The following is an 18,632-nucleotide window of genomic DNA, read 5'->3' on the forward strand; positions in this document are numbered from 1 at the left end:
ACCTCCACATGAAGACCCCCGAGCAGTGCAGCGGCCTGGACGATGTCCGCTGCGGTATCGACGCCATGGACCGGCAGATCATCCAGGCCCTCGGCCAGCGCCTGGCCTACGTCAAGGCGGCGGCGCAGTTCAAGCCGACCGAGGACAGCATCGCCGCCCCGGAGCGGGTCGCGGCGATGCTCCCGCAACGCCGGCAATGGGCCGAACAGGCGGGCCTGGACCCGATGTTCGTCGTGCCGCTGTTCGCCCAGATCATTCACTGGAACATCGCCCAGCAGGTGTGCCACTGGCGCCTGCAGCACGGGCTGCAGCAGGGAGCCGGCAATGAGTGAGTCGTGCCTGTGCGGATTGACCCGGGCCCTGCAACAAGGTGAAGCCCGGGCCCGGCGTGAGGGCCGGGCGGTGCTGGTGGTGTTCAGTCAGGCCGCCGAGCGCCTGCAGCCGCTGCGGCTGTTCGCCGCCAACCGCCAGGTGTTCGGCCAGAGCCTGTTCTGGTCCAGCGACCAGGGGGCGCTGGCCCTGGCGGGCTTCGGCTGCACCGAGGAAATCAGCCCGTCGGCGGGGGAACGCTTCGGCGCCAGCACCCGGGCCTGGCGTCAGTTGCTGGAGCGGGCCCATCAAGTGGGGCCGCGCCAGGCGTACCTGTGTGGCGGGTTCGCCTTTGACCCCCAGGTGCCGCGCAGCGCCCAGTGGCAGTCGTTTGCCAGCACCTCCCTGGTGCTGCCGCGCCTGCTGTTGCTGGGCGAGGGCGAGCAGCAGCACTGGCTGTTCAGCCTGTGGGTCGAGCCCGGCGCCGATGTGGCCCAGTGCGCCGCGGCCCTGGAGGCGGAATGGAGCCTGCTGCTGGCGCGCTATCAGCACGCCCCGGCGGCGCAGTTGCCGGACGGGATCCGGGCCACGGCAGAGCCCCTGGCCGCCGAACGCTGGCAGGACTGCGTGGCCCGGGCGATCGGGCGAATCCAGGGCGGCGAGTTGGGCAAAGTGGTGCTGGCCCGGGAAGTCTGTCTGCAGGCGAGCCGCAACATCCCCTGCGGCCCCTTGCTGGAAAACCTCGGGGCGGCCTATCCCCAGGCCTTCCTGTTCGCCTTCAGCCGTGGCGACAGCTGCTTTTTGGGCGCCACCCCCGAGCGCCTGGTGCGGGTGGCCCGGGGCACCTTGAGCACCGTGGCCCTGGCCGGCACCTGCGCCCGAGGCCTGCATGAACAGCAGGACGCGGAACTGGGCCAGGCCCTGCTGGACAGCGCCAAGGATCGCCACGAACACGCCCTGGTGGTGCAGACCCTGCGCGAGTCGCTGCAGCCCTACTGCGCCATGCTGGAAATCCCGCCACAGCCGCAGCTGCACCGTCTGGCCCACGTCCAGCACCTGCTGACCCCGGTGCTGGGACGCTTGCGGCCCCAGGTCGACCTGCTGCAAGTGGTGCAGGCCCTGCACCCGACTCCGGCGGTGGGCGGTTTGCCGCGGGACAAGGCGCTGGGCTACATCCGCGAGCACGAGCAACTGGACCGTGGCTGGTACGCAGCGCCGGTGGGCTGGCTGAACGCCGAGGGCGATGGCGAGTTTGCCGTGGCCCTGCGCTCGGCCCTGATTCGCGGCAACCGCGCGCACCTGTTTGCTGGCTGCGGGATTGTCGGCGAGTCGGACCCAGCGAGTGAGTACCAGGAAACCTGCCTGAAACTGCGCACCATTAGCGAGGCGTTGCGCCCGCCAGCGGCTTCGCCGAGCGTGGCCGTGAGCGGCGGACAAAGCGCCTTGTAGCCGCTGCCGAAGGCTGCGAACGAGCCGCAGGCTCGCAGCGATCCGGAGGGCGCCGAGGCCCCTTCGGTGCCTTGCGCAGCCTGCGGCAGCGGCTACACAGAGGGTTTCCTGTAGCCGCTGCTGAGCCTGCGAAGCTGCGAAAAGGCCCACAGGGCCTTGCCTGCCGAGTGCTTGGAGCCCTGGGCTGCAGGTTCAGCCAGTGGGCACCGTGAGCGCTGCCGGGCCGGCGATGCTGGACGCCGGCTTGGCCCGCAGCAGGGCGTTGATGGCCTGGGCGTAGTCCTTGCCCGCCAGGCTCATGCTGTTGTTGTGGGTGCCGCCGGGCACCAGCAGCAGTGTTTTCGGTTGCAGCGCAACCTTGAACAGTTCCTGGCTCAAGCGTGGCGGTACGTAGTCGTCTTTCAGGCCGTGCACCACCAGCAGTGGCATGCCGATGTCGCGGATCTTGTCGACGGAGTCGAACTTCTGCGACAGCACCCAGCGCACCGGCAGCGAGGTCTTGGTCACCGCCGCGGCGGCATCGGCCAGGGTGGTGAAGGTGGACTCGACGATCAGCCCGCGGGCGGCAATCGGCGTTTTCTCGGCGGCGGCCGTGCGCCCCAGTTCGGCGGCCAGGTCGATGGCCACCGCGCCGCCCAGGGAATGGCCGTAGATCAGGCGCTTGCGGGCGTCGGGCTGCAGCAGCTTGAGCCGCTCCCAGGCGATGCGCGCGTCTTCATACACGCTGCTTTCCGAGGGCAGGTCGCCGTGGCTCTGGCCGAAGCCGCGGTAGTCGATGGCCAGCACCGAGTAGCCCAGGGCGTGCAGTTGCTCGATGCGAAACAGCTGGCCGGTGAGGTTCCAGCGCACCCCGTGCAGGTAGAGGATCGCCGGGGCGTCGGCGCGCGTGGCCGGCCACCACCAGGCGTGGAGGTTCTGCCCGGCCTTGAAGCTTTTCGGCTTGAGTTCCAGCTCCTGCACCGTGCTCGGCAGGCCGCGATACCAGCCGGCGGTGCCCGGCTCGATGCGAAACACCAACTTGCGCTCCTGGTGTTCGAGCACCGCGCAGCTCACCGGCAGGCCACCGACCAGCGCGGCCAGGCACAGCAGGGAAAACCAGCGACGGCGCAGGCGCTGGGACAGGGTTGGGGACATGGAAGGCTTCACCACGGAACGATCAGCCAGGAGTTTTAACAGAAGTGTGCGGATGGCTGTAGTGATTTTGCTGCCGTGGTCGCCGCATCGGGCTACCCGATACCAGGTGATTGTCAGCGGCCCGACCCTGCCCGATTGGGCAGGGTGCACCGATTGGGGGACTAGGTCTTAGAAGTCCCAGCGAGTGGTCACCATCACATTGCGTGGGTCACCGTAGTAGGCCGAGTCATAGAAACCGATGTTGGTGTAGTACGACTTGTCGAACAGGTTGTTGACGTTCAGGGTCGCCGAAAGGTTGTCGGTGACTTGGTAGCGCGCCATCAGATCCACTAGCCAGAACGGGTCCTGGGAGAACTTTTCGTAACGGTCCTTGCCACGGTTGTACAGCGTTTGCCAGCCCTCACCCTGCCAGCGGGCGCCACCGCCCAGGGTCAGTTTGTCGAGGCTGCCGCCGAGCTTGTAGCTGCTATAGAAACTGAGCTGATCTTGCGGTTCCCAGGTGGCCACCTTCACCCCGTCGGCATCACGGCTGACCTTGTGGGTATAGCCGGCCTGCAATTGCCAGCCAGGACGCAGCTCACCGGATATCTCCGCTTCGTAGCCCTTGGTCTTGGTCTTGGTGGCGATATAGGAGAAGTCGACCCCAGGATTGGAGTTGTAGAGGGTGTCGGCGATTGGACGGTTTTCCTCGTGTACCTCGAAGTAGGCGAGGCTGGAGTTCAGGCGACCGTCGAAGAACTCGCCCTTGAGCCCGATCTCGTAGTTTTTCCCTTCGTTGGGTTCGAGCATCTTGCGCGTGCGGTCACGGTACTGGGTTTGCGGTTGGAAAATCTCGGTGTAGCTGGCGTAGGCGGAGACATTGTCGTGGAGGTCGTAGACCAGGCCGGCATAGGGCACTACCTTGCCGCTCTCCTTGGTGTCGCTGGTACCGGTGACCTGGAAATTGGCGACGCGGGTGCCGAGCAGCAGCGACAGGTCGTCCATCAGGCTGAAGCGGCCGGTGATGTAGGTGCCGGTCTGGCGCGTGGTTTCATCGTTGATCTTGGTCGGCTGGTTCCACAGGGGCTCGATGGCTTCGCCGTGCCAGTTGTAGAAGTCATAGGCGTTGTCGAAATAGGTGGCGTCGGAATAGTCCTTGCCCTTCCATTCCGAGATCGACAGGGACTGGCCCACTACCAGCTGGTGTTCTCGACCGAAGAGTTCGAAAGGTCCGGATGCATAGACGTCGAGGCTGTCACTGGTGGTTTCGCCAGTGTATTTGCGAGCGTAGATCGAACTGGTGGTAGCGGTGTCCTGGGAGACGTAGCCCAGGGGCGCGTTATAGCCGTTGATCTGGTGGTTGTACTGGGTCTTGGCGACCCAGCCATTGTCGAAGTTGTGCTCCAGGGTGGCGAACACGGTACGGGTGTATTGTTCCCAACTGCTCCACTTCGGACCATTGTTGAACGAGCGAGGCAGGTTCAGATAATTGCCGTCCGGGTCATAGACGGTACGTGTGCCGGTCCAGCTCGAGCCCTTCGGGTCGCTGTCCTGATAGTCGGCACCCAGGGTCAGCAGGGTGTCCGGTGACAGGTCGAATTCAAGGATGCCGTAGTAGACATTGGTCTTGCGCTGGTAGTGATCAAGAAACGATTTCTTGTCTTGGTAGGCGGCCACCGCCCGGCCGCGGACGTTGCCGGAGTCGGTCAGCGGCCCGCTGACATCAATCTGGGTGCGATAGTTGTCCCAGGAGCCGGCGCCGAGCTCGATGCTGCTCTTGAACTCGGACGTGGGCTTCTTGCGGATCAGGTTGATGGTGCCGCCAGGACCGCCGGCGCCGGTCAGCAGGCCGGTCGCGCCCTTGAGCACTTCGACGCGGTCGTACAGCGCCATGTCGGTCATGGTCTGGCCGGCCGAGTACTGGGCGTCACGCAGGGTCGGGATGCCGTCGTACTGGAAATTGACGATGGAGAAACCGCGGGAATAGTAGTTGGTGCGTTCGCTGTCGTAGGTGGATACGGTGATACCCGGCGTGTGGCGCATCACGTCGTCTATTGCCGTGAGGCCAAAGTCATCCATCACCTGGCGGGTCACCACCGAGATCGACTGCGGGGTTTGCCGCGGGGTCAGCACCAGCCGGGTGGCGGTGGCGATGGTGCCTGGGGTATAGGAACCGGTGCCTTCGGTAACGCTGCCCAACTGGTTGGCGCTGACCGTGGTCGCCCCCAGCTCGACCCGTTCACCGCCGCTGGCCTGGACCACCCGATAGCCCGCGCCCTCGGCCACGGCTTGCAGGCCCAGGGGTTTGAGCAGGCGCTGCAGGCCTTCGTCCACGCTGAAACGGCCATTGAGGCCGGTGCTGCGCTTGCCGGCGCTGAGGCTGGCATCGATGGCGATCATGCTTGCCGATTGCTGGCCGAAGGCGCCCAGCACCTGGTCCAGGTTGCCCGGGGCGATGGCGTAGTCGCGCTGCTGGCGGTCGGTCACGGCGGCGCCGGCTTCGGCGGCCATCAGCGGCAGGCTGGTGCTGGCGATGGACAGGCCGATGAACACCGGGCGCAAGGCCGCGGCAAGGGGCGTAAGGCGAATGTGCATAAGGGAAATCCGTGGGTTGAGAAGGGTTGGCGCTGAGCTGTTTTCCAGCTTCTTCCCTGGTCTTGATGCACGAGATTGAAAAAACTGCCGCCGCTTCGGAAAAAAAACGGAAAAAATCAGCTGGCCTCCACGGTGGCCCAGTAACCCATCACCCGCCGGATGCGAATCGGCAGGGTCTTGGCCAACAGGTCGAGGCTGGCGTCCGGCTGGTCCAGGGAGAACGAGCCGGAGACGCGCAACCCGGCGACCTCGGCGGCGCAGCGCAAGAGGCCCGGGCGATAGCGGTCGAGCTCGGCGATCACCTCGCCCAGGGGCTGGCGCTCGGCGATCAGCAGGCCCTGGGTCCAGGCACTGGCGGTGGCGGGCACTGTGGTCAGGGCGCCGATCCGCTGCTGGTTGATTTCCACTTGCTGGCCCGCGCCCAGGCTCAGCGCGGGGTGCTGGGCGTTACTGAGCGAGCCGCTGCCGGCGAGCACCTGTGCCCGGGTGCCGTGGCTGCCCGGCCAGCCGACGCTGAGGATCAGTTGCGACTGGGGCGCCAGCAGTATCCACGCATCGGCGGTGACGATCCGCAGCGGCGCGGCGTTGCCCAGGGTCAACAGCAGGCGGCCAGTGTTGAGCCGCAGTTGCAGGCCCAGGGGGCTGTGCTGCTGATCGAGGCTGGTGCGGGTGTCCAGTTGCAGGCTGGCGCCCGTGGCCAGTTGCAGTTGGCGGCGCTCGCCGGTGCTGGTGTGGTAGTCGCTGAACAACTGCGGCAACAGCAGCCGTTCACGCACGCTCCAGCTGCTGGCGGCCACCACGCCGAGGCCGACGATGCCCTTGAGCAGGGTGCGCCGCCCGGGGTGGCTGCGGGCCTGCAGCAGCTGCCGGGCACGGGGCGCGGGCAGGCTGCGGGTGCTGTCACGCAGGTCCTGGCCGATGCCGACCAGGCGTTGCCAGGCCAGTTCGTGTTGCCGCTCGGCCCGGCGCCAGGCCAGGCAGGCGGCCTGCTGCTCGGGGTTGCTGATGCCCGATTGCAGCAACACCAGCCACTCCAGGGCCTGGTCCAGGACCTGCTGTTCCACGGCGCCCTGATCGTCCACCGGCTGGAAGGCGTTCATCCCGGGTACACCGCCGCGTAGCAATGGCGGTAGGCCTTGAGCATGGCTTTCTGCACCACGTTGACCGAGAGCTGCAGGCGCTCGGCAATCTGCGGGTAGGTCAGGCCTTCGAGCTGGGACAGCAAGAACACTTCGCGCACCCGGGTGCCCAGGCCATCCAGTACCTGGCCCACGGCGTCCAGGGCTTCGAGCACCAGCAGGCGGGTTTCCGGCGAAGGCTGGTGCTGTGGCTCCAGCTGCGCCAGGGATTCCAGGTAGGCGCGCTCCAGGGCCTGACGGCGGAAATACTGGCCGCACAGGCGGCTGGCCACGGTATTGAGGTAGGCCCGGGGTTCACGCAACAGCGGCAGTTGCTCGCTGCGCAGAATGCGCAGGAAGGTGTCCTGCGCCAGGTCCAGGGCCTGGTCCTGGTTGCCGAGCTTGCGCCGCAGCAACTGCACCACCCAGTTGTGATGCTGGACGTAGAGCTCGCCCACGGCGTGCTGTAGCGAAGAATTGGGCACCATCGATAGAGGTTCCGGGACCGAGGCGGGCGAAAAGGGTGTTTATGGTAATGCTTCTCATTAGTGCGCGCTCGAGTTTTTATCGCTGCCGACCAGGGCCCGAGCACATCGGGCTTGTCGGCTATATAGTTGTAATCTACAACTAAAAAGTCCACGAACGAGGTCACGCTTATGTCGAGCCCATCCGCAGGTTTCATCCCTCAATTGCGCCAGGCTTCCCGGCAGATGGTTCGCGAGCTGGGCTTCATGCACAGCACCCTGGCCGCCACCGACTACCCGCCCTCGGCGGTGCACGCGCTGCTGGAAATCGGCCAGGGCAATGCCTTGACCGCCAGTGACCTGGTGACGCTGCTGGGCCTGGAGAAATCCAGCGTCAGCCGGTTGGTGCGCAAGCTGGTGGAGGCGGGCGAGATCGGCGAACAGGCCGATGCGCAGGATGCCCGCTCGAAGCGGCTGCACCTCACCGCCCAGGGACGCCAGACCCTGGCCGGTATCGAGCGTTTTGCCCAGGCCCAGGTGGCCGCGGCCCTGGCGCACCTGAGCGCGGACCAGCAGCTTTGCGCCTCGACAGGCATCGCCGACTACGCCCGGGCATTGCGTGCGGTGCGTCTGGGCGAGGCGCCCGAGCCGCCCGAGTGCTGGTCCATAGCCCCTGGCTACCGGCCGGGGGTGATTGGCCGCATTGCCGAAATGCATGCCTGCTACTACGCCGCCCGGGCCGGGTTCGGTCAGCCCTTCGAAAGCCTGGTGGCGGCGGACATGGCCGAGCTGATGGGGCGTTTGCACAACCCGCGCAACCAGGTCTGGGTGGCGCTGCGGGGCGAGCGGATCGTCGGGTCCATCGCCATCGATGGGGAAGGCGAGGGCGGTGAGGCGATCCTGCGTTGCTTCATCCTCGACGATGCTGCCCGCGGTCGAGGGCTGGGCCGGCGACTGCTGGGCGAGGCCCTGGCGTTCTGCGACCAGTGGGGCTTTGCCGCCACCCGCTTGTGGACCTTCAAGGGCCTGGACGCGGCGCGCACGCTGTATGAGCAACACGGCTTCGTATTGGCGCAGGAGCAGGTGGGCGACCAGTGGGGCGCGACGGTGACCGAGCAGTGTTTTGTGCGGGCCAGGCGGGTGGAACGCGACGGAACTCGCTGAGGGTTGTCGCCGCTGCCGAGCCTGCGAAGCTGCGCAAAGGCCCGCAGGGCCTTGCTTGGCAGTTCCGAGCCGAGCCTCTAGCGGCACTGAAAACCTGCGTCTCCTGCGGAGCCGTTCGCAGCCTGCGGCAGCGGCTACAGATCGCCGGTATTGGTGGTAGGGTTAGCCCCCTGGACAATTATCGATCTGTGGAGACCCATTCCATGCAAGCCATCAAGCTCAGCCTGCCGGCATCCCTGGACAACCTGAAAACCGTGGAGCTGGCCGATCCCGGGCAACCCGGCGCCGGGCAGATCCGCGTGCGCCTGCATGCCTGTTCCCTGAATTTCCACGATTACGCCGTGGTCACCGGCGCGCTGCCGACTGCTGATGGGCGGATTCCCATGGCCGACGGTGCCGGGGTGGTGGAAGCGGTGGGCGAGGGCGTCAGCGAGTTCAAGGTCGGCGATGCGGTGGTGTCCTGCTTCTTCCCCCATTGGCACGATGGCGGCCCGGCGATTGCCGATTTCAGCACCACCCCGGGCGATGGCGTCGACGGCTACGCCCGTGAAGTGGTGATCCAGCCCAGCCACTGGTTCACCCACGCGCCCCAAGGCTACAGCCACGCCGAAGCCGCGACCCTGACCACCGCCGGCCTGACCGCCTGGCGCGCGCTGGTGGTGGATGGCGCGCTCAAGGCCGGGGAAACCGTGCTGGTGCTGGGCACCGGCGGGGTGTCGATCTTCGCCCTGCAACTGGCCAAGGCCATGGGCGCCACGGTGATTGCCACCTCGTCCTCGGACGCCAAGCTGGCCAGGGTCCGCGAACTGGGAGCCGACCACACCATCAACTACCGCACCCAGCCTGAGTGGGGCAACGAAGTGCTCAGGCTCACCGGCGGGCGCGGCGTCGATCACGTGGTGGAAGTCGGCGGCCCGGGCACCTTGCCGCAGTCGATCACGGCCTGCCGCATCGGCGGGCATATCGCCCTGATCGGCGTGCTCACCGGCTGGTCCGGCCCGGTGCCGACGGCGGCGTTGATGGCCAAGCAACAACGCCTGCAGGGCCTGATCGTCGGCAGCCGCCAGCAGCAGATCGAGATGGTCCGTGGCCTGGAAGCCACCGGCATCAAGCCGGTGATCGACAGCACCTTCCCCCTGGCAGAGATCGCCAAGGCCTTCGCCCATGAAGCCTCGGGCGCGCACCTGGGGAAAATCTGCCTGACGTTCTGAGGCGTTGATCGCGGCAACGCCCGGGTGGCTCCGGGGGTTGCCGCAGCCCCGATGGCGCTTGTTACCGGGCGCAACCTGTATGCCCCACTTTGACTCACGGCCTGCGCGTTTTCGTAGCAGCCTGGCCTTGGCCGCGCTCCTGGCACCTTCCTGCTCATCGAGCACTGGTTCGGCAAATCAATGACTTGAGTCCGCTTGCGCCAAGCTGGCACGCATTCTGCTTTTTTGTATCTATGGATAATTGGATACAAAAATACAAAAGGTGCCTCTATGCAATTCGCTCCCGCCTACGTTGACCGCCAGCCGCTGACCGCCGAGGAGGAGGCCTACAACTTTCTCCTGGAGGCGATCTGCGGCGGCCGCTACCGCAAGGGCGACCGGCTGATCGCCGAGGACATCGCCAGCGAGATCGGCATGAGCCGCATGCCGGTGCGCGAAGCCTTTCGCCGCCTCGATGCCCAGGGCCTGGTGACCCTGCGGCCCAATCGCGGGGCGGTGGTCAGCGGCCTGGACATCGAAGAGCTGCACGAAGTGTTCGAGATGCGCAGCGCCCTCGAAGGCCTGGCGGTGCGGGTGGCGGTGGGGCGTATCGGCGAGCGCCAGCTGGCGGCCCTGGAACGGCTGCTGGACGAGATGGACGACTACCGCGACGAGAGCGCCGAGTGGGTCAGCCGCCATCGGGCCTTCCATGAATACCTGTGCAGCCTCAGCGGCCGGCCCCGGCTGATGAAGCAGATCTCGGCCCTCTATTCGCTGGTGGAGGCGCCCATGCGCCTGTGGCTGCAACACGGCGAAAAACCCCTCAGCGCCCGCCAGGAGCACGCGGTGATCCTCGATGCGATTCGCGCCGGCGATGCCGAGCGTGCCGAAGCGGTGGTGCGCGAGCACATCGAGGGCACGGTGCCGGCGCTGATCCAGTTTCTGCAAACGGAACAATAGAAGCGGGCCCGAGCCCGCCCCTTGTGTTGACTTTGAATCCTGCCCCCGTTGTTCAACGAAGTGGAGTGTCTGGTCATGCATAAACGCCGCGCCTTGCTGGTGGCCGTATCCCTGGGACTCTGTGCACAGTGGGCCGCCGCCGCGCCCCAGGTGCCGGAGCGCCTGCAACAGGTCGACAAGCTCACCTATTGCTCGGGGATGGATTCACCGCCCCTGGTGTCTTTCGACCAAGCCCAGAAGCCCCGCGGGCTGAGCGTCGACCTGGGCCTGGAAATCGCCCGCCGCCTGGGCAACAAGGAGGTGCAATGGCGGGTGATTCCGTTCTCCGGGTTGCTCCCGGCGCTGCTGGCCCGGCAGTGCGACATGATCGTCGACCAGCTGTTCGACAAGCCCGAACGGCGCGAAGTGATCGACATCGTCAACTACATGTATTCCAGCCAGTCGGTGGTGGTGCCCAAGGGCAACCCCAAGGCGATCAAGAGCCTGGATGATTTGTCCGGGCGCAAGGTTGCGGTGCTCAATGGCTCGACCATCAAGACCCTGCTGGACGCCCACAGCGCCAGCCTCGCCCAGGCTGGCAAGGCACCGATGACACTGGTGGTCTACAACAGCGACACCGATGCTTTCCAGGCCTTGCGTATCCGTCAGGTGGACGCCTACGGCACCACCGTGGAAACCGCCGGCTACTACGCCGCCATGGCCCCGGACCTGTTTCAGGAAGGGGTGCCGGCCTTCAGCCGGATCCTCACCGGCCTGGGCATCCGCAAGGACGATGCGCAGTTGAGCGCTGCGGTGCAGCAGATCATCAACGACATGCGCAGCGACGGCAGCTATGCCCGGTTGCTGAGCCAGTGGCAGGTCAGCAGCGACACCCTGAACTGAGGCAGCGCCGCGATGAATTTCAATTGGGATGTGTTCTGGCAGTACCTGCTGCAACCCAGCGGGGTGTACCTCACCGGGCTCTGGCTGACGTGCGTGATCAGTGTCCTGGGCATGGCGCTGGGCTGTGTCCTGGGGCTGGCGGCGGCGCTGCTGCGCCTGTCGCGCAACCCCTTGCTGCACCTGCCGGTACGTTTTTACGTGTGGCTGATGCGCGGCACGCCGTTGCTGGTGCAGATCGTCTTTCTCTACACCGCCCTGGCGGCTGGCGGGATCTTTCGCTTCGAGGACCTGCAACTGTTCGGCCTGGTGGTGCCGGGCAACATCCAGGCGGCGATCATCGCCCTGGGCCTCAACGAAGGCGCCTACATGGCGGAGATCATCCGCGCCGGGATCGGCGCCGTGGACAAGGGCCAGTATGAGGCCGGGCGTTGCCTGGGCATGACCTTCGCCAAGCTGATGCGGCGCATCGTCCTGCCCCAGGCGTTCCGGGTGATCGTTCCGCCCCTGGGCAACGAGTTCAACGTGATGCTCAAGAACACCACCCTGGTCAGCGTGATCGGCGTGCAGGAGCTGCTGCTGAGCACGCAGATGGTCACTTCGGCGACCTTCCGGGTGTTCGAGCTGTACTTGGTGGTGGCCCTCTACTTCCTGCTGCTGACCACCCTGTGGGGCTTCTTCCAGCGCTGGCTGGAAAAGCGTTTCGGCCAGAGTGACCGACCCGCGCCGCCGGCCGCCGGCCACCGGATGTTCGGGCGCCACACCTTCAAATTGCTGCGGGGACGTTGAACATGGCACACCAGAGTGAAGACCTGATCATCGAGGCCCGGGACCTGCACAAGTCGTTCGGCGCCCTGCAGATCCTCAAGGGCATTTCCCTGTCGGTACGCCGCGGTGAAGTGGTGGTGCTGATCGGCGCCTCGGGCTCGGGCAAGACCACCTTCATCCGCTGCATCAATCTGCTGGAGCAGATCCAGTCCGGGCTGATCCGGGTCAACGGCCGGGCCATGGGCTATCGCGAGCGCGTCGACGGCAGCCTGGTGCGCGATAGCGAGCGCAATATCGCCCGCCAGCGCCGGGACATCGGCATGGTGTTCCAGCGCTTCAACCTGTTTCCCCACATGACGGCCCTGGAAAACATCATCGAGGCGCCGATCCAGGTCCTCGGCGTGCCCCGGGCCGAAGCGGTGGAGCAGGCCCGGGCCTTGCTCGCCCGGGTCGGCCTGGCGGACAAGGCCGGGCACTACCCGTCGATGCTGTCCGGCGGCCAGCAGCAACGGGTGGCCATCGCCCGGGCCCTGGCGATGAAGCCCCAGGCCATGCTCTTCGACGAGCCCACCAGCGCCCTGGACCCGGAAACCGTGGGCGAGGTGCTGCAGGTGATGAAGCAGCTGGCACAAGAGGGCATGACCATGGTGGTGGTCACCCACGAGATGGGCTTTGCCCGGGAGGTGGCCGACCGGGTGGTGGTGCTCGACCAGGGCGAGCTGATCGAGCAGGGGCCGCCGGAACAGATCTTCAGCCGCCCCAGCCACCCGCGGACCCAAGCCTTTCTCAGCCGCGTGCTGTGATTTTTTGCGGCCTCAACCCTTGCACGAGCCTTTGCCATGCTGAATTTTTCTGCCCATGAGTACCCCTACGCCTCACAACGCCAGAGCGTGTATGCCCGTCGCGGCATGGTCGCTGCGTCCCAGCCCCTGGCCGCCGAGGCCGGGATCGAGATCATGCGTGGCGGTGGCAATGCCATCGACGCCGCGATTGCCAGCGCCGCAGTGCTGACGGTGGTCGAACCCACGGGCTGCGGCTTGGGGGGCGACGCCTTTGCCCTGGTCTGGACCCAGGGCCAGTTGCATGGCCTGAGTGCCAACGGCCAGGCCCCGGCCGCCCTGAGCATCGAGGCGGTGCGGGCCGCCGGGCACGCGCAGATGCCGCTGTATGGCTGGACCCCGGTCACCGTGCCGGGCTGCCCCTCGGCCTGGGCCGAACTGTCCCGGCGCTTCGGCAAGCTGCCCTTTGCCCAGTTGCTGCAACCGGCCATTGAACTGGCCCGGGACGGTTTCCCCCTGTCGCCGGTGGTCGCCCGGCAATGGCAGATCGCCCTGGAGGAGTTCGCTCCCCACCGCGACCCGCTGTTGCAACCCTGGTTCGACACCTTCCTGATCGACGGCCGCGCGCCCCGGGCCGGGGAGGTGTTTCGCAACCCGGCCCAGGCGCGGACCCTGCAGGAACTGGCGGCCAGCCTGTGCGAGAGCTTCTATCGCGGCGAACTGGCCCAGCGCCTGGACGCCCATTCCCGGGCCACCGGCGGCTACCTGCGGGCCAGTGACCTTGAGGGCTACAGGGCGCAGTGGGTGCAACCGATCAAGGTCGATTACCGCGGCTATCAGGTCTGGGAGATCCCTCCCAGCGGCCAGGGGCTGGTGGCGCTGATGGCGCTGAAGATCCTCGAAGGCTTCGACTTCGACCAGCGTGACAGCCAGCAGACCTGGCACCGCCAGCTGGAGGCGATGAAGCTGGCCTACAGCGACGGCCTGCACCACATCACCGACCCGGCGCACATGCGCGTGGCGGTGGCCGATCTGCTCAGCGACGCCTACAGCGCCCGGCGGCGGGGGCAGATCGCCGAACAGGCGCAACCGCCCAAACCCGGCGACCCCCATGCCAGCGGTACGGTGTACCTGGCCACGGCGGATGCCGAGGGCAACATGGTGTCGTTCATCCAGAGCAACTATCACGGCTTCGGCTCCGGGGTGGTGCTACCGGACAGCGGCATCGCCCTGCAGAACCGCGGCCAGGAATTCAGCCTCGACCCGGCGCACGCCAACGCCCTGGCGCCGGGCAAGAAGACCTTCCACACCATCATCCCGGGCTTTCTCAGCCAGGCCGGTGTGCCCCTCGGGCCGTTCGGCGTGATGGGTGGCTACATGCAGCCCCAGGGCCATGTGCAGATGGTCATGAACCTGGTGGATTTCGGCCTCAACCCGCAGGCCGCACTGGATGCGCCGCGCTGGCAATGGCTGGGGGACATGCGCGTGGGCATCGAGCAGGGCGCCTCGGGCGATCTGGCCAACGCCCTGGCCCGGCGCGGCCATCAGGTGCAGATCGCCCACGACTCGCTCAACTACGGACGCGGCCAGATCATCCTGCGCGACCCGGTCAGCGGCGTGTTCTGTGGCGGCACCGAGCCCCGGGCGGACTCCCATATTGCGCTGTGGTAGCCGGCTGTGGCGTGGGGACTGCCAGGCGGCTGCGCGGCGCCGGTCTGAACCTGGCCAGTGCGCCGATGGGGCATGAGCGGGGCGGGGCACGCCAGGACCAGGGCAACGAAAGGAGGTGTGCCGGCGAGCGATATTAAATAGAATGAGTCTCATTTGATTTAACGTGCCACGCCGGGTGCCCTTGCCATGAATGACGCCGTACTGCCAACGGAGCACACCTTCGACAACCTGTACCGTGAGCACCGCAGTTGGCTTGAAAGCTGGCTGCGGCGACGCCTGGGCAACGCCTGGGATGCCGCCGACCTGAGCCAGGACACCTTCCTGCGGGTGCTCGGCAGCGCCCAGCCCCTGGCCCAGTTGCAGGAGCCGCGGGCCTACCTGCTGACCGTCGGCAAGCGCTTGCTGATCAACTTCCATCAGCGGCGCAGCCTCGAACAGGCCTACCTCAACGCCCTGGCGACCTTGCCCGAGGCCTGCGTACCTTCGCCCGAACAGCGCTGGATTGTCCTGCAAGCGCTGCAGGCCCTGGACGAGCTGCTCGATGGTCTGCCCCATCCGGTGCGCCGGGCGTTTCTCTGGAGCCAGCTGGAAGGCCTGGGTTACCGCGAGATTGCCGAGCGCCTGCGGGTGAGCGAGCGCACGGTCAAGCGCTACATGGCCCAAGCCTACGAACACTGCCTGCTGGTGGAGCTGTGACCTCGTCCACCGGCAGCGATCCGCGTCAGGTCGCCCGCGCCGCGGCGCGCTGGCTGGCCTTACTGGAGTCCGGCAGCGCCAGCGAGAGCGACCAGCAGGGCCTGCAACAATGGCGCGAGCGCTGCGCCAGCCACGAACAGGCCTGGCAGAAAGCCCAACTGTTGCGCCAACGTTTCGCCGAACTGCCCCCGGCCCTGGCCCTGGCCAGCCTCGACCGCCCGCAAGTGGGACGTCGGGCCCTGCTCAAGCGCGGCCTGGGAGTGGCGCTGCTGGTGCCGAGCGCCTGGTGGCTGAGCCGGCAATTGCCCCTGGAGGCGTGGCGCGCCGACCTGCACACCGCCACCGGCGAGCGCAGGCAGCTGTCCCTGGCCGACGGCAGTTTCCTGCAACTCAATACCGCCACGGCGCTGGACCTGGACCTGGCGGCGCGCCGCCTGACTCTGGTGCAGGGCGAGATCGCGCTCAGGGTGCCGGGCCATTCGGCCCTGACCCTGTACACCGACTTCGGTCGGGTGCGGGTCAGCCAGAGCGAAGTCTGCGTGCGCCAGGAGCGCCTCGGCTGTCGGGTCTCGGTGGTCAGCGGCGTGGTCCAGGTGCAGCCCTTGCAGGGGCCGGCCCTGACCCTGCACGGCGGGCAGCAGGTCAGTCTGCAGGCTTCCGGCGCCGGGTTGCCGCAGGTCTTCGACAGCGCGATACCCGGTTGGCGCGAAGGGGTGTTGCTGGCCCAGGACCAGCCGCTGGGGGATTTTTTGCGCGAGTTGAGTCGTTACCGCAGCGGCGTGTTGCGTTGGGACCCGGAGTTGGAGGCGCTGCGGGTCACCGGCAGTTTCCGTGTCGAGGACACCGACCGGGTGCTGGCCTTGCTGGCCGCCAGCCTGCCGCTGGAGGTGCAGGCGCGGACGCGTTTCTGGGTCACGCTGCGTTCGCGTAAAAAACTCGCTTGAGGGCTGTCCCCTTTTTTCCAGGTGCCTGTCATTGCAGGTAAGTGAACGAAAAAGAGAGCCTCTTCAATGCCCTGCGTCATGCCTGCTGCTGTGCGTCCCTTGTTGCGTCTGAGTCTGCTGCTGTGCCTGAGCGCCAGCCCGTTGCTGGTTCCCTTGAGCTGGGCCGAGGAGGGTGGCCGCCGCAGCTACCAGGTGCCGGCCGGCAGCCTGGGCGCTGTCCTGACCCGCTTTGCCGGGCTGTCCGGAGTCGATCTGGCGGTGGACCCGCGGCTGGTCGAAGGGCGCAGCAGTCCCGGGCTTTCCGGTGAGTTCGCGGTGCAGGAGGGCTTTGCCCGGCTGCTGCAGGGTTCGGGCCTGCAGTTGCACGCGGTGGGCGAACAGGCCTACACCCTGGCGCCGGTCCCCGAGGCCGGCGGCCTGGCGCTGCCCGCCACCTCGATTCTCGGCAGCGATCTCCCTGTCAGCGGCGAGCCCTATGCCGGGGGCCAGGTGGATCGCAAGGGCAGCCAGGGCCTGCTCGGCGACCGCGATTTCATGGACACCCCGTTCAACCTCACGTCCTACACCGGCGAGGCGCTGAAGAACCAGCAGGCGCGAACCCTGGGCGACGCCGTGGCCAGCGACCCCTCGGTCCGCACCACCAACCCGGCCAGCGGGCGTTTCGAGCAGTTCTCGGTGCGCGGCTTCAGCCTGTTCAACAGTGACGTGTCCTACGGCGGCCTGTACGGGATCCTGCCGACCTACGCCATCGACATGGAAATGGTCGGGCGCCTGGATGTGCTCAAGGGGCCGGGCATGCTGCTGGGCGGGATTGCGCCCCGGGGCAGCGTCGGCGGCGGCATCAACATCGAGCCCAAGCGCGCCGCGGACACCCCCCTGACCGAGTTCACCGCGCTCTATGCGTCCGCCGGGCAGACCGGTGGCGCGGTGGACATCGGCCGGCGCTTTGGCGAGGGCAACCGCTTCGGCCTGCGTTTCAATGGTGTGCGCCAGTCCGGCGACACCGAGTGGGACCACCAGCAGCTCCAGCGCGAAACCGGAGTCATCGGCCTCGACCTGCGCGATGAGCGGCTGCGCCTGTCCCTGGACCTGGGGCACCAGGAACGTCACGCCGACGCGCCGATCGAGCGGGTCGAAGTGGCGGCCACGGCGAAAATGCCCAAGGCCGAAGACATCCGCCACAACATCGCCCAGTCCTGGACCTATGCCCATTCCAAGGACAGCTTCGGCGCGCTGCGCGGCGAGTATGACCTCAGCGATTCACTGATGGTGTACGCCGCCCTGGGGGCGCGCAAAGGCAACTACGACTTTCTGCGCCATGCGGTGCAGGTGACCAACAGCGCCGGCGACTTCACCGTGACCCCGCGCACCTTCCGTCGCGACGAGGACGTCAAGACCGCCGTCATCGGCCTGCGCAGCGGGTTTCAGACCGGGCCGGTCGGGCACAGCGTGAACCTGAGCCTGAACCGCTTCAACATGGATTTCGACAACGCCGGCGAGCGCTACTCGCGCGGTGTCAGCAACCTCTACCGCCCGGTGGAGCTGCCGTTGCCCGGGCGTCCCAATCGCCTCGACACCAGCACCCACACGGAAAACCGCTTCACCAGCCTGGCCCTGGCCGACACCTTAAGCCTTGCCGAGGACCGGGTGCTGCTGACCCTGGGCGCACGCTTGCAGCGGGTCCAGGTCAGCACCTGGAGCGATGGCGTGCGCGAAGAACCGGTGAATGACGAGAAGGCCCTGTCCCCGGCCCTGGGCCTGGTGGTCAAGGTCACCGATCAGCTGTCGCTGTACAGCAACTACATGGAAGGCCTGAGCCAGGGCGCAACCGCCCCGACCACCGCCACCAATGCCAACCAAGTGTTCGCCCCGTATCGCAGCAAACAGGTGGAGGTCGGCGCCAAGTACGACCTGGGCCATTTCGGCATGAGCGCCAGCCTGTTTCGCATCCAGCAGCCGTCCTATGTCTACGACGAGAACAACAACTACAAGCCCGATGGTCAGTTGCGCAACCAGGGCCTGGAGTTGAATGTCTTCGGCGAGCCCCATGACGGCGTGCGCCTGCTGGGCGGGCTGATGCTGCTCGACAGCGTGCAGACCGAAACCGGCCAGGGCCTGTATGACGGCAATCGCGGCACCGGCTCGCCGGTGGTCAACGCCAACCTTGGCGCCGAATGGGACATCGACAGCCTGCGCGGCCTGACCTTGACCGCGCGGGCGATTCACTCCAGCTCGCAGTACCTGGATCCGGCCAACCAGCAGAAAATCCCCGGCTGGGAGCGCTATGATCTGGGGGCGCGCTATGCCTTCGAGCTGGGCAAGAAACCGATCACCCTGCGCGCCAGTGTCGAGAACGTGCTCAACACCGCCTACTGGGCCTCGGCCGCAAGCTCCTCCGACAGCGCGGCGGGGTTGACCTTGTCGACGCCGCGCACCTGGCTGGTGTCGGCGACGGTGGGGTTCTAGGGCCGTCCTCGAACAGTGCGCAGTCGCGGGCCAAGCTTGGTGCCGCGGTTACCGGGAGCCCGGTAAC

At 66.9% G+C, this 18,632-nt stretch carries 16 protein-coding genes; 12 read left to right on the plus strand and 4 right to left on the minus strand.

From position 1 onward, the window contains the following. Positions 1-8 precede the first annotated feature (8 nt). On the plus strand, positions 9-332 hold the full coding sequence (locus ACMGG8_RS17145; RefSeq protein WP_181321599.1) for an isochorismate lyase: 324 nt from the start codon (positions 9-11) through the stop codon (positions 330-332). Then, complete coding sequence (locus tag ACMGG8_RS17150) at positions 325-1,758, plus strand: isochorismate synthase (protein ID WP_060839802.1); 1,434 nt, start codon at positions 325-327, stop codon at positions 1,756-1,758. Before ACMGG8_RS17145 ends, ACMGG8_RS17150 begins: the two co-directional genes overlap by 8 nt. Positions 1,759-1,950: 192 nt before the next feature. Here the strand turns inward: ACMGG8_RS17150 and ACMGG8_RS17155 are convergent, their stop codons facing one another. The 4 genes from ACMGG8_RS17155 to ACMGG8_RS17170 form a co-directional block, all read right to left on the minus strand. Continuing rightward, positions 1,951-2,892 carry an alpha/beta hydrolase gene (locus ACMGG8_RS17155; RefSeq protein WP_060843901.1) on the minus strand — a complete coding sequence of 314 codons (942 nt, stop codon included), beginning with the start codon at positions 2,890-2,892 and terminating at the stop codon, positions 1,951-1,953. A gap of 168 nt (positions 2,893-3,060) precedes the next feature. Continuing rightward, a complete protein-coding gene (locus ACMGG8_RS17160; RefSeq protein ID WP_414157985.1) occupies positions 3,061-5,466 on the minus strand; it encodes a TonB-dependent siderophore receptor in 2,406 nt (801 codons plus the stop codon). 116 nt (positions 5,467-5,582) lie between these two features. After that, positions 5,583-6,566: a DUF4880 domain-containing protein gene (locus ACMGG8_RS17165; RefSeq protein WP_235760059.1), complete on the minus strand. Its 984-nt coding sequence runs from the start codon at positions 6,564-6,566 to the stop codon at positions 5,583-5,585. Beyond that, positions 6,563-7,072: a sigma-70 family RNA polymerase sigma factor gene (locus ACMGG8_RS17170; RefSeq protein ID WP_414157986.1), complete on the minus strand. Its 510-nt coding sequence runs from the start codon at positions 7,070-7,072 to the stop codon at positions 6,563-6,565. The genes ACMGG8_RS17165 and ACMGG8_RS17170 overlap by 4 nt, the downstream gene beginning before the upstream one ends. A 168-nt stretch (positions 7,073-7,240) precedes the next feature. Between ACMGG8_RS17170 and ACMGG8_RS17175 the strand changes: the two genes are divergently transcribed. From ACMGG8_RS17175 to ACMGG8_RS17220, 10 genes are all read left to right on the plus strand, one after another. Further along, entirely contained in the window at positions 7,241-8,212 is a 972-nt protein-coding gene (locus ACMGG8_RS17175) for a GNAT family N-acetyltransferase (RefSeq protein ID WP_414157987.1), read from the plus strand. Between the two features lie 203 nt (positions 8,213-8,415). Beyond that, positions 8,416-9,423 (plus strand): zinc-dependent alcohol dehydrogenase family protein, encoded by a 1,008-nt coding sequence (locus ACMGG8_RS17180; RefSeq protein WP_102863114.1) that lies wholly within the window; start codon positions 8,416-8,418, stop codon positions 9,421-9,423. Between the two features lie 270 nt (positions 9,424-9,693). Beyond that, positions 9,694-10,362 carry a GntR family transcriptional regulator gene (locus ACMGG8_RS17185; protein WP_060839795.1) on the plus strand — a complete coding sequence of 223 codons (669 nt, stop codon included), beginning with the start codon at positions 9,694-9,696 and terminating at the stop codon, positions 10,360-10,362. Positions 10,363-10,437: 75 nt separating this feature from the next. After that, the gene (locus ACMGG8_RS17190) at positions 10,438-11,244 is read left to right on the plus strand and encodes an ABC transporter substrate-binding protein (RefSeq protein WP_414157988.1); all 807 of its coding nucleotides are present in this window, start codon (positions 10,438-10,440) and stop codon (positions 11,242-11,244) included. A gap of 12 nt (positions 11,245-11,256) precedes the next feature. Further along, positions 11,257-12,030: an amino acid ABC transporter permease gene (locus ACMGG8_RS17195; RefSeq protein WP_060839794.1), complete on the plus strand. Its 774-nt coding sequence runs from the start codon at positions 11,257-11,259 to the stop codon at positions 12,028-12,030. Positions 12,031-12,032: 2 nt separating this feature from the next. Then, positions 12,033-12,812: an amino acid ABC transporter ATP-binding protein gene (locus tag ACMGG8_RS17200; RefSeq protein WP_414157989.1), complete on the plus strand. Its 780-nt coding sequence runs from the start codon at positions 12,033-12,035 to the stop codon at positions 12,810-12,812. Between the two features lie 36 nt (positions 12,813-12,848). Next, entirely contained in the window at positions 12,849-14,459 is a 1,611-nt protein-coding gene (locus tag ACMGG8_RS17205) for a gamma-glutamyltransferase family protein (RefSeq protein WP_060839792.1), read from the plus strand. Between the two features lie 186 nt (positions 14,460-14,645). Beyond that, positions 14,646-15,155, plus strand: a complete 510-nt coding sequence (locus ACMGG8_RS17210; protein WP_060843894.1) for a sigma-70 family RNA polymerase sigma factor — start codon at positions 14,646-14,648, stop codon at positions 15,153-15,155. Next, complete coding sequence (locus ACMGG8_RS17215; protein WP_414157990.1) at positions 15,152-16,099, plus strand: FecR domain-containing protein; 948 nt, start codon at positions 15,152-15,154, stop codon at positions 16,097-16,099. Before ACMGG8_RS17210 ends, ACMGG8_RS17215 begins: the two co-directional genes overlap by 4 nt. Before the next feature lie 66 nt (positions 16,100-16,165). Continuing rightward, on the plus strand, positions 16,166-18,565 hold the full coding sequence (locus tag ACMGG8_RS17220; RefSeq protein ID WP_414157991.1) for a TonB-dependent siderophore receptor: 2,400 nt from the start codon (positions 16,166-16,168) through the stop codon (positions 18,563-18,565). Positions 18,566-18,632 lie beyond the last annotated feature (67 nt).

The sequence above is a fragment of the Pseudomonas sp. BNK-45 genome (genome assembly GCF_047456255.1).
Taxonomy (GTDB): Bacteria; Pseudomonadota; Gammaproteobacteria; order Pseudomonadales; family Pseudomonadaceae; genus Aquipseudomonas.